The sequence below is a fragment of the Nostoc sp. LEGE 06077 genome (genome assembly GCF_015207705.1).
Taxonomy (GTDB): Bacteria; Cyanobacteriota; Cyanobacteriia; order Cyanobacteriales; family Nostocaceae; genus Nostoc_B.
In genome coordinates this window covers 189070-202453 of the sequence record NZ_JADEWI010000004.1, presented here as the reverse complement: position 1 = coordinate 202453, position 13384 = coordinate 189070, and the positions used below count along the sequence as shown (strand labels likewise).

At 41.1% G+C, this 13384-nt stretch carries 4 protein-coding genes and 1 pseudogene; all 5 read right to left on the bottom strand.

What is annotated here, in order from left to right; translation table 11 throughout:
* Window positions 1–77 precede the first annotated feature (77 nt).
* Window positions 78–3299, bottom strand: a complete 3222-nt coding sequence (locus tag IQ244_RS04690; RefSeq protein ID WP_193890316.1) for a non-ribosomal peptide synthetase — start codon at window positions 3297–3299, stop codon at window positions 78–80.
* 102 nt (window positions 3300–3401) lie between these two features.
* Window positions 3402–9965, bottom strand: coding sequence for an amino acid adenylation domain-containing protein (locus tag IQ244_RS04685; protein ID WP_416209758.1), 6564 nt, complete (start codon window positions 9963–9965; stop codon window positions 3402–3404).
* 45 nt (window positions 9966–10010) lie between these two features.
* Entirely contained in the window at window positions 10011–11294 is a 1284-nt protein-coding gene (locus IQ244_RS04680) for a 3-isopropylmalate dehydratase large subunit (protein WP_265578905.1), read from the bottom strand.
* Between the two features lie 132 nt (window positions 11295–11426).
* Window positions 11427–11576 (bottom strand): annotated as a pseudogene (locus IQ244_RS32930) (3-isopropylmalate dehydratase); the annotation flags it as partial.
* 133 nt (window positions 11577–11709) lie between these two features.
* Entirely contained in the window at window positions 11710–12801 is a 1092-nt protein-coding gene (locus IQ244_RS04675; protein WP_193890310.1) for an isocitrate/isopropylmalate dehydrogenase family protein, read from the bottom strand.
* Between the last annotated feature and the right edge of the window lie 583 nt (window positions 12802–13384).

The following is a 13384-nucleotide window of genomic DNA, read 5'->3' as shown; positions in this document are numbered from 1 at the left end:
TAAAAGTTAATTTATAATTGGTAACTCGTAATTAAAAACTCTGCGTCACTTTGCGCCCCTCTGTAATTAAAAAATAATCACAACCGTAATTGCTGTGTTACCTCCTCTTCTGATAACTGATCCACTTCTGCTAAAATTCTCGCCAAATCGTCATTTTCTGCTTGCTCAATTTGTTGTTCTATTACTTTTTGAGAGAGTTCAGCAATAGTAGGATTCTCAAACAAATAATGCAAAGGGAAATCTAGATTAAAAACTTCCCTTAAGCGAGAAATCACCTGAGTAGCCAGTAAAGAATGTCCTCCTAACTCAAAAAAGTTATCGTGAATTCCCACCTGTTGTAATTTCAGAACTTCAGCCCAAATTGTGGATAATTCTTTTTCGATTGGTGTGCTAGGAGCAACAAAATCAATCTCTAGACTTCTTTGCGTATGCTCAGGAGTAGGTAAAGCACGGCGATTAACTTTACCATTAGTAGTTAGGGGTAAGGCTTCCAGAACTACGAAAGCAGTCGGAATCATGTAATCTGGTAGCTTTTCCTTTAAGAAATTTCGTAAAATCTTAGGAGTTAGTGTATTATTTTGCACTACCAAATAGGCTACTAATAATTTATTCTCTGGTTGATCTTCCCGCACTATCACTACAACTTGTTTAATGTCAGGATGCTGAATTAAAACAGCTTCGATTTCTGCTAATTCAATGCGAAAACCACGAATTTTTACTTGTGTATCAATTCGCCCAATAAATTCGATATTTCCATCAGGTAAACGACGGACTAAATCACCAGTTTTGTAAAGTCTTTCTCCCTCAATAAAAGGATTATGTATAAATTTTTTACTGGTTAATTTTGCTTGATTTAAGTAACCTCTAGCTACGCTTTTACCGCCTATATAAAGTTCACCAAGAACACCAATTGGGGTTCTGTTTAAATTCTCATCTAGTATGTAAACTGTTCTATCACCGATTGGTTTACCAATAAGAATTGAATTGGCATTTTCAGCAAGTTGTTGAGGAATCGGATAACAACAGGTAAATACTGTACATTCCGAAGGGCCGTAACCATTAATTATTTGCGATCCTGGTAATAGTTCTAAGGCATGCAGAACATGATTTACAGAAAGAACTTCTCCCCCAATGAGCAGTTGTTTAACGCCTAACAATCCTGACGGTATTGTATCAATCATTAAATTGAATAAGGCGGAAGTTAGCCACAGAATATTAACTTTTTGTTCTTGAATAATCTGGCTTAAGCCTTCAGGTGTAGGATTTTTTTCTGGATAAAGCACACAACGTCCACCATGAAGCAATGGTGTCCAAAGTTCTAGAGTTGCTGCATCCCAGGAAATAGATGAATGTTGTAGCCAAATCTGGTTTGCATCTAGTTGAATATAATCAACTCCAAACATAAATCCAAGAATGCTACGATGAGCAACCTCTGTACCTTTTGGTGTTCCTGTTGAGCCAGAGGTATAAATGATATAAGCTAAATTTTCTGGTGTAACTTCACTGGTTAAATTATCTTGTCTTTGTTGGGCAATAATTTCCCAATATAAATCAAGATCTACTACAGTTTGATTATTGAGTGGGAGCCTATTTCGTAAATGAGTTTGTGTTAATAATATAGGTGTTTGTACATCTTCCAGCATAAACGCTAATCTTTCGGCAGGATAAGCTGGATCTATGGGAACGTAAGCCCCTCCCGCTTTGAGAATAGCGAGTATTACGATTACCATTTCTAAGGAACGCTCAATACAAATTCCCACACGGACTTCCGGTTTAACTCCTAGCCATTTTAAATAATAAGCTAATTGATTGGCACGGTTATTTAATTCCCGATAAGTTAAATATTGTTGTTGATATACAATTGCTATAGCATCGGGGCTTTTTTCTACCTGTTCTTCAAATAAAACATGAAGACATTTATAATTAATAGAATTTATTCGTTGATGATTTTCTAGTGTAATTATTTGTTGTTCTTCATCTGCACTAAGTATAGATAATTGAGAAATATATTGTTGGAAGTTATCTGCCATCCCTACTAGCAATGTTTGGAAATGTCCAATCATGCGAGTAATTGTTTGTTCGTCAAAGCAGCTAGTATCATAAACAATTCTGCCAGCTAGTTGTAAACCGGGATTAATTACTACTGTGATAGGATAATTTGTGCGTTCAAAACAACTAAGATGACTAATTTCTAAAATTCTTTGATTTTCTGGTTTAGTAGAATCCAAAGGATAATTTTCAAATACTAAAATACTTTCAAAAAGTGGTAATCCGGTCGGGATATCACTTAATTGTTGAATTTCTGCAAGAGAAAAATAAGTATACTGTTCCTGTTCTAGTGCTTGGGTTTGTAATTGCTGAAGCCAAGGTAATAATTCTGTCTTGGCTGTTACTTTTGCCCGGATGGGAAGGGTATTGATAAATAGCCCCACCATCGATTCTACTTGCTCAAGCTGCGGTGGACGACCAGATACAGTTGCACCAAAGACTACATCGCTTTCTCCACTGTAGCGAGAAATTAATATAGCCCATGCTCCCTGCACTAAATTATTCAAAGTTAAATGGTGCTGTCGCGCCGCAGATTTCAATTTTTCAGTTACCGTTTGAGAGAACTGAAACCGTTGCTCGTTATGTGTTCCCCTGTTCCCCGTTCTCTGTTCCCTGTTCCCTATAAGAGTAGGAGTTTCAAACCCCTGAAGAGTTTTTTGCCAAAAGTTTTTTGCTTTATCGCTATCTTGTTGCTGTAACCATTCAATATATTCTCGATAAGGGCGAACTCCTTGCAGCCGTAAATGTTCGCCTCGCTGATTGGCTTCATACAAAGCTAAGACTTCTTTGAGGACAATTTGCATTGACCAGCCATCAAAAAGAATATGATGATGACTCCAAATAAATTGGTGGGTTTGCTCCCCTAATTGAATGATAGTAAAGCGCATTAGAGGAGCTTGATTGAGAGTAAATCCCTTTTGGCGATCGCTTGACAAGAACTTCTCTAAGTGTTTCTGCTGTTCATCAGGTGTTAAATGTCGCCAGTCCATTTGCACCCAAGGAAGATCCACTTGCTTATTCACCATTTGCAAGGGCTTTTCTATCTCCTGCCAATAAAAAGAACTGCGTAAAATAGAGTATCTCGCTACAACCTGTTTCCAAGCTTTTTGGAAAGCAGAAAAATTTAGTTCCCCAGAGATAATGCAAAGTAATTGCTCAAAATAAACTTCCGATTCTGGTGCATAAAGGGTATGAAACAACATCCCTTGTTGCATCGGCGAAAGTTCATAAAGGTCTTCGATATTTTGCATAATTACCTCTGGAGTAGGGGAGTGGGGAGTAGGGGAAGATAAGGGAGAAAAACGTTCTGACTATGGGCTGTTAACTATGGACTAATGACCATTGACCATTGACTACTTCTTGTTGAGTTTGGCTAGGAATTTATCTAGCTGTTTTTGATTGAGTTTAGCTGCTGAAAAATCTGATGGAGTATAACTTTGAGAGTTTTTTGATTGACAGTGAGCAATGAGATTTTTTAATGCTTCCATAAATCCTGAAGCTAACCGTTCAATGGTGTCTGGCTTGTGAACTTTCTTGCTATAAGCCCAAGTCATTTCAAGTTGTCCTGCACGAATAAAGCCGCTTATTCCTAATAGGTGACTGCGTTGATTAAGTAGGCTTTGTTCGGATTTGAACTCTTTCGCCAAACCCAAAACTTCAGATGCTTTCAAGACTTGATCGAATTGTCCCAAGTAGTTAAAACTTACTTGTGCTACGGGTAGGGACTGTAATTTTTCCCGAATTGTGGTGTTTTCATGCAAATAACGCAATACACCATATCCAATTCCTCGGTTGGGGATGCGCCGCAGTTGTTCTTTGACTGACTTTAAAGCCTCTCCAGGATGTTCGATTTCTCCTAGCTGTAACCCAACAGGAAATAATGTAGTAAACCAACCGACGGTTCGGGACAAATCTACATCTTCAAATAAGTCTTCCCTGCCATGTCCTTCCAAATCAATTAGTAAAGAACTTTCGCCTGTCCACTGAGTAAAGCTTTGTACTAAGGCAGTCAAAAGTACATCATTAATTTGAGTGTTGTAAGCAGAGGGTACATCTTGTAAAAGGGCGCGTGTCTGTTCTTCATTTAAAGCAAAGGTCACAGAAGCAGTTGAAGCTACGGTGTTCTTTTCTTGACCAGATGGATAGTCTACTGGTAAAGCTGTGACTTGAAGATTAGATTGACTTAGCCAGTAATCCAACTGTTTGACGGCTTCTGTTTGGGCGTATTCTGTTAGGCGATCGCTCCAATATTGCCAAGAGGTTGTTTTTGCTGGTAATTTAATAGCCTCGCCTCGGCTAATTTGTTGGTAAGCAGTAGCTAAGTCTTCCAATAGAATCCGCCAAGAAACCCCATCGACCGCTAAGTGATGGATGATGAAGAGTAAACAACTAGGTCTATCATTGCCTAATTGAAATAATGCTAATTTTGCGAGCGTTCCTGTAGATAAATCCAAACTAGCCCGGAGTTCAGCATCTTTAGTGGCGATCGCCGTTTGCTGTTCTGCTAGTGATAGATGAGACAAATCAAATACACTCAATGGTACAGATTCTTGAGTAGTGGCGTTAATTTGCAGCCAGTTCTCCCCTTCCTGCACAAACCGCAAACGCAAAGCATCATGATGCGTTAACAATTGCTGAACTATTAGCTGCAATTGTTCAGGTTGCAAATCTGACGGCACTTCTAGCAGTGCAGACTGGTTAAAGTAATGGGGTTCGGGCAATTTCTGGTCGAAAAACCAATGTTGAATCGGTGTCAACGCTACAGAACCAGTTACCAACCCTTGTTCAGCGTTGATTTGACGAGTGATACCTGCTACAGTCGCTAACTCTGCAATGGTTTGATACTTAAATAACTGTTTAGCAGCAATTTGAATACCTGCTTGGTTAGCTTTGGAAATTAACTGAATACTGAGAATGGAATCTCCACCTAGTTCAAAAAAGTTATCGTGGATGCCAACATTTTCTACTCTTAAAACTTCCGACCAAATCGCCACTAATTTCTCTTCTATCAGTGTACGAGGAGCAATAAATTTATCTTCAGCACTGCGAGAAAAATCGGGTGTAGGTAGAGCGCGGTAGTCTACCTTTTGGTTGGCAGTCATCGGTATGCTTTCCAGCGCCATGAAGGCAGCAGGAATCATGTAATTCGGTAGTTTCAGCTTGAGGAAATCCCGTAATTCATTGGTGGTTGGTTGCGGTTTTTGGGGTACGACGTAAGCCACAAGCCGCTTTTGTCCGGGGGTATCTTCATGAGCAATGACAACAGCTTGCAATACTTGTGGGTGTTGTCTCAATACTGCTTCAATTTCGCCCAATTCGATGCGGAAGCCGCGAATCTTCACCTGATTATCAACTCGACCCAAGTATTCCAGCTTGCCATCTTTGCGGAATCTGACTAAATCCCCAGTTTTGTATAGGCGAGATGATTGGTCTTCGTTTGCTCCCCTGCTCCCCTGCTCCCCTGCTCCCCTGCTTTGTAAAGCATTGGAGGCAAATTTTTCGTTTGTTAACTCAGGACGTTGCCAATATCCCCTAGCTAATCCTGCGCCACCAATATGCAGTTCTCCGGGAACGCCAATCGGTACAGGTTGCTGATATTGGTCTAAAACATAAACCTGAGCATTGTTGATGGGTCGTCCAATACTAACAGAGGTGGCTGCTGGGGTTAAGCATTCTAAGGTGGTAACAACCGTTGCTTCTGTCGGCCCGTAAGTATTGAATAATTCGGGTACTGGGGAAAAATGAGCCACACAACTATGCCAATGCTGCACTTTTTCTAGTTGAACTGCTTCACCCCCAATAATTACAGTTCTCAAACCTTCATAAATGTGAGAATCTTGGGGTTTAAGTTCGGCTACTAACTGATGCCAGTATGCTGTAGGCAAATCTAAAACAGTTAACTGCCATTTTTGGCAATACCGCCAAAAATCCTCACTGGAGTTGAGCATTTCTTCGGTGCGTAAAACTAAGGTTGCACCGACGCACAAACAAGGGAAGATTTCTTCAATTGATGTATCAAAGCAAACAGATGCAAATTGCAGAACCTTATCGCTGGCCTTGATGCCATATTCATCAATGGCTGTATTAACAAAATTCATCAAGGAGCGATGTTCAATCGTTACCCCCTTGGGTTTACCTGTAGAACCGGAGGTGTAGATAATGTAAGCCAGGTTATTTAGTTGAACGTCGCTAATTGGATTGGCTGTACTGTGGGTTGCAATGATTTCCCAATTTGTATCTAAACAAATTGTTTTTCCGGTATAACCTAGTAATTGATCTTGGTATTTATCTTGCGTCAGCAAAAAGCCGAGTTGCGTATCGGCAATAATTTCAGCGATGCGCTCTTGGGGATAAGCCGGGTCAAGGGGAAGATAAGCACCACCAGCTTTGAGAATGCCAAGTAAGCCAGCAATCATGTCTAGGGAACGCTCAACGCAGATACCAACCAGGGTTTCTGGCTTGACTCCCAAACTTTGTAAATAATGCGCTATTTTGTTGGAGCGATCGCTCAATTCGCGGTAAGTTAATCTCTGCCCATCCTGCTCTACAGCTACAGCATCAGGCGTTAACTCTACCTGAGCCTCAAACAATTTATGGATACATTCAACAGAAGAATACTCCTTGTGAGTCTGATTCCACTCCATCAATAATTGCTGCTGAGACTGGGTTAGCAGTGGTAAATTAGAAATTCCCTGCTCTGTGCTAACAACAATCTTTTGTAGTAAATTTTGATACAGCTCTACCATCTGCTGGATTGTGGCAGCGTCGAATAAATCAGTGTTGTATTCCCAAATCGCCGTAATTCCTTTCCCTTCGCCATATTGCGGAATTAAGACAACATCCAGGTCAAACTTTGTTGATTTGTTGCTCAGGGCTACATTTGTTGTGATGTTCAAGCCTGGGAGTGTTAAGTCAGGCCGAGGAGAATCATGGAAGCTAAACATCACTTGAAATACAGGATTATAACTCAAGTTCCTGATTGGCTTGAGAACCTCCACGACCTTATCGAAGGGTAAATCTTCGTTAGCAAAAGCTTCCAGCGTGACTTGGCGGACTCGCTCTAGTAACTCCCGAAACGTAGGATTACCAGACAAATTGGTGCGTAATACCAAATTATTGACAATCATGCCAATTAATTGTTCTGTTTCGCGCATCCGCCGATTGGCGACAGCTGTACCCACACACAGATCCTCTTGTGCAGTATATCGGCGCAATATTATCAAAAAAGCCGCCAGCGTGGTCATGAATAAAGTGGTTCCCTCTTGACGGCTGAGAACTCTCAAAGATTCACACAAGGGAATAGGCAACTCTACCCTGATTTGAGTGCCATTGTAAGTTTGTTCTACTGGTCGGGGGCGGTCATAGGGTAATTCCAACAGAGGCGGACTGCCGGATAATTTTTGCTGCCAAAAGGCTAATTGAGCTTGGGCTTCCTCGCTTTTCACCCACTCTCGCTGCCAATGGGCATAGTCTGCAAACTGGAGTGTTAATTCTGGTAATGGTGAAGGTTGACCTAAGCAGAAAGCTTGATAAAGTGCAAGAAACTCATTCAAAAATACATTGTTGAAAGACCAACCATCATGAACCATGTGATGTTCGATGTGGATTAACAGATGTTCTTGGTCGCTCAACTTCAACAATAACCACCTGACTAACGGCAGTTTATCCAAGTAAAAAGGCTTCTGCACCTCTGCGTCAAATAGACGTTGAATTTCTGCTTGTTGCTCGGACTTAGGAACGGTTTGGACATCTACCACTTTTAAGTTGACTGGCCAGGCTGGATGGATTACTTGAAATAAGCGTCCATCTGCGGCGGGAAAAGTTGTGCGGAAGATTTCATGTCGGCGGACAATCTCGCTGAGGCACTGTTCTAGTGCTGCAACATTAAGTTCCCCGGTAAATCGCAGAGTTACCTGAGCTTGATAGGCGCTACCTTCCGGTGCTACTTCTTGAATGAAATGCACTCGTTCTTGAGCAAAGGAAGCTGGCAAGTATTCTGAGCGTGAAACAGGTTGGATTGCAGGACGTTGTAATTGCTGCTGGAGGTGGCTGGGCTGTTCAATCAGCGCAGCTAAAGCCGCTATGGTAGGGTTGGCGAAGATGTGGTGAAAGAATAACTCGACTTGGAAACCATCGCGGATGCGGGAAAGCATTTGCGCTGCAATTAAAGAATGACCGCCTAAATTGAAAAAATTGTCATTGATTCCTATAGGCTCAATTCCCAGTAACTCAGCCCAGATGCTTGCTAGTTTTTCTTCAATTGGGTTACGCGGTGCGACAAAGGTTTCTTCGAGATTAGGGCGGATGCGATCGCCATCTGGCAGATTTTGCCGGTCTACTTTGCCATTTGGAGTCAGGGGTAAAGAATCTAAAATGACAAATACCCCAGGAACCATATATTTAGGCAGCTTTTCTTCCAGAAAGCGTTTCAGAGTAGCAATGATCGCTTCTGGCTTTTGATTCAAGACTATATAAGCAACAAGCCGTTTATCGCCAGGAATGTCTTCACGGGCAATTACAGCTACTTGTTTGACATCTGGGTGTTGAATTAAAAGCTTCTCGATTTCATCCAGTTCAATGCGGAAGCCGCGAATCTTCACCTGATTATCAACTCGTCCCAGAAACTCAATATTCCCGTCTGGTAAATAACGTGCCAAATCCCCAGTTTTATATAATCTACTTCCTGTCGACGCTCGCGGACTCGCTAACGCTGCGCTATCGTCAAATGGATTGGGGATAAATCTTTCTCTAGTCAACTCTGGACGGTTCAGATAGCCTCTAGCCAAACCGTCGCCACCAATATATAATTCGCCAGGAGTCCCAATAGGAACGGGTTGCAAATGATTATCGAGGATATAAACTTGTGTATTAGCGATCGCTCGACCAATGGTTGTTTGAGTATCCCCAGCATGACACTCTGCAACTGTGGCGCAAACAGTTGATTCCGTTGGCCCATAAGCATTAAAGAAACGCCGCCCTTGTGACCATTGAGCTATTAGCTTAGGATTACAAGCTTCTCCAGCAACGATGAGAGTTTGTAAGGTTGGTAATGCCTCTGCTGGTAAAGCTGCTAGTGCTGTGGGTGGTAGTGTGACGTGAGTGATTGAATGCTCGCGCAAGAATCGGATTAAATCTGCTCCTGGGCGCAAGGAATCTTGAGTTCCCATGTAAAGACTAGCTCCAGAACCCAAAGCCATGATAATTTCCCAAACAGAAGCATCAAAGCTGAAAGAAGCAAACTGAAGAACACGGCTGTGCGGGTGTACATCAAACAATTTAATTTGCGCTTGGGCAAGATTGCATACACCTTGATGCTGAATCAGCACGCCTTTGGGCGTTCCAGTTGACCCAGATGTGTAAATCACATAAGCGAGATTTTCTGCCGTCACATCGCTAGTAGGATTTTCTTGGCTCTGGCTGTTAATTGATTCCCAATTACTATCTAAACAAACTGTCTTCACCCCGCTTGCAGAAAATTCATCAACAAACTTCTGCTGCGTTAACAGGACTTGTACTTGTGAATCTGACAGCATGAACGATAGACGCTCCTTAGGATAAGTTGGATCTAATGGAAGATATGCTGCTCCTGCCTTAAGAATCCCCAATAGTCCAACAATCGTTTCTAAGGAACGCTCAACACAAATCCCTACCAGAACTTCTCTTCCTACACCCAAAGATTGCAGATAATGAGCTACTTTGTTGGCTCGGTGATTCAACTCTTGATAAGTAAGCTTCTGTTTATCGAAGACGACAGCAATATTGTCTGGAGTTTTTTCCACTTGTGCTGCAAATAATTCATGTATGCACAAATGTTTAGGATAATCTACCTTTGTATCATTCCATTCCAGCAATATTTTGTGCCGTTCTTGCTCAGTTAAAACAGACAAATTATGAATATCACGAGTAGAGTTGCTCACCATTTCTTTCATAAATTTTGTATATAGACTGATAAATTAGTAGCTTTATTCTTCATCAAGCGAGTGGCTGATTTTGCCTTTGACAGCAGATATCGCAACCGTTCTTGGAGAGGCTAAATAGTTTTTGCCTGTGGGATCGCCACTACGTCCTTTAAAATTGCGGTTGGTTGCATAAATCCCGGTTTCTTCTTTGTCCAAAACCCCAATTCCAGAATTGATACAAGCACCACAACCAGACTTGAGAATTTGTGCGCCTGCTTGGGCAAAAATGTCGAGATAGCCTAATTCTTGGGCTTGTTCTTTGATTTCCACACTTGCCGGGACAATAAACAAGTTCACGCCGTCTGCTAGTTGACGACCTTGCAAAACCTCAGCAGCCTGAGCTAAATCGTAGAGTTTACCGCCTGTACAAGAACCAATAAAAGCTTTAGTAATGGGAACTTCTTCTAACTGGCTAATCGGGACTACTCGATCTGGTTTTGGCGGACGGGCAACTTGTGGTTCTAGATTACTGAAGTCAAATTTATATACCTTTTCGTACTCAGCATCAGAATCGGCAATAATTTCTGTAAATTCCTGTGTAGAGCGACTTTTCACATAATTTCGCGTAGTCTCATCAGGCACAATCAACCCACAGATAGCACCACACTCAACGGCCATATTAGCTAGAGTCAATCGTTCATCAAAAGGCAGTTGTTCTAGGACTGACCCGCGAAACTCCATCACTTTACTAGTAGCGCCAGCACAACCGATTTGTCCCAGAATAAACAGGATAATATCTTTGGCACTGATATAAGGAGGTAGGGTTCCATTCAACTCGAATACTAATGTTGAGGGAACACGAATCCACATATCCCCCATCGCATAGATATTCGCCATATCTGTAGTGCCGACCCCGGCGGAAAAGGCTCCCAATGCCCCATAAGTACAGGTATGGGAATCTGTACCCGCGATGATCATTCCTGGCCGGACAAATCCTTTCTCTGGCAGTAAAACATGACAGATGCCCGCAGCTTCACCAGGGGAAACAATATCAAATAAATGACAGCCTTGCTCTTGGGCAAACTGAATCATCTCCTCATACATGACATTGGCTTTGCGATCGCTACGAATGTCATTGACTTGGATAAAGTGATCTGCTACTAGAACTACCTTTTGAGCATCCCACAGCTTGGCATCTTCTCCATAGTGTTTATAAAATGTCGTGGCGACAGGCCCAGCGACAGCATCATGAGATAAAGCTAAATCGACCTGAGCAAAAACTACTTCTCCAGGACGGACGTAAGGATGACCGGAGGCTTTAGCCAAGAGTTTTTCGACTAAAGTCATGGGTCGTTTGGGAGTTACGCTTTGAGGAATGCTGATTTCTCCCTGACGACGCATTTGATTAAAAGGTATCAGTCCACCGACTTGGGCGATCGCATTTACTACAGGATTCTCTTGTTTTTCTCCCAGAATTTCTAGAGACAGTCCAATATTGATGCTATTGCGATAAAAAATTTCTGCAAAGGATTTGGCTTGAATCTTTTCAATTCCTGCGGCTTTAAGGGCAACAGGGGCAATTTCTCGACTAGAACCACACCCGAAATTTTCTCCGGCAACAATTACGTTATATTTTGATAGCTCTCCTACACCAATCAAATGTTCTAAAGCATATCGTTTTAAAATATCTGGATCGTAAGTTGTGGCTCGATTGGCAGGAATAATATCATCAGTATTAATATCATCTCCTAAGTGTAAAACTCTATTTAATTGATTCATAAAGCTCCTTATATTTAGAATGTTTTTCACTAGAAAGTTCTTCTAATAAAAGGTCAACTAATTTTTCCGTATTGACCAATATCTCTGCTCCTTGAGGAGACAAATCAGCTGTCCGATATCCTTTAGCTAAAACTCTCTCTTGCGCTGCCATAATTCGTTGGGCAGCACCCAATTCTCCCCACTGCTGGAGCATTAAAACACAAGCTGCCAAAGTTCCTAAAGGATTAGCAATTCCTTTACCTGCAATATCTGGGGCTGTACCATGAACTGCTTCGTATAGTCCAAATCCATCACTATTCAGACTCGCCGATCCTAATAAGCCCACAGAACCAACTAATGCTCCGCCAATATCGCTGAGAATATCCCCAAACAGATTGCTTGCCAAAATTACATCAAATCTCTGGGGATTTAGAACCATTTGCATCGCTAAGTTATCTACTAGCATTGGTTCGACAACAACATCTGGAAACCTTAGAGCTTCTTCTTGCACTAAACGAGTCCAAGGCAAATGAGGCAAGGCATTTTCTTTGTGAGCTACAGTTAGTAATCCTCTGCGCTGTTGGGCTTTTTCTAATGCTTGACGAGCTATCCGCCTAATCTCTTCATCGTAATAGAGCATGGTGTGGTAGCCATAAGCTCCCTTTTCATCACTAGACCTTCCCGCAGGGCCAAAATAAATACCACTGACTAATTCTCGAATGACGAGTATATCCAGCCCTTGAACTTTTTCTGCTCGGAGGCTAGATTTATGCAATAGACTATCAACAATCCGAATTGGACGTAGATTGCAAAAAAAGTCGTAATATTTTCGTAGTTCTAACAGTCCGCCCTGAGTAACTGCACCAAATACAATACCATCAGATCCATTGCATAGCTCGACTGTGGCTTGCGGAAAGTAACTACCAAATTGTTCTAAGGCTGTTTTACCCAACCAACCATAGTTTATCTGCAAAGTAAATCCTTCAAGTTTTGCAACTAGTTGCAAAACTTTTAAAGAGGCTTCTACAACTTCTGTACCAATACCTTCACCACCAATAGCAACAATGCGATAAGACGGATTACTTGAAGACTTCATTTTTACGTATTTGTTAATTAATGATGACTCATCTTGAAACTATTAAAGCCAGAGTTTTCTAATTAAAAATATATATATTTTATTGGCTATAAAATATATATATTTATTTTGAGCGTATTTATTGTAATAAGAATTTTCCCTCAATTGATTATAGATAATAAATTAATTTCTTTAATTATTATGATATGAATTTTTGCTTAACTGACTTTGACATTAAACAGTTTATACCAATTTAGATTAAATGGCATAGAACAAAAAGGCTAAAAACTTTGCTATTTGAGCATTCTAGCCTACTAAAATTTTATGCGGTTTCACAATAATTTGGTACTTAGAACTTTAGTTAAAATATAATCTCAGTTTTACTAATAAAATGCAATAGCAGTTAAGACAGTTAAGTGGACAGTTAAGACAGTTAAGCAGATATATGACTCACATTACGTTCGGATAATTATTTCCGATTACACTCCTAGTTTAATCGACCAGTGAAAGCCAGTTAGCCCTCGAATCAAATCTTACTACTGAAGTAAAGATTGACAGCGGTATCAACAATAGACCTCTTGCACCAATCAAGAAAACAGGGCAA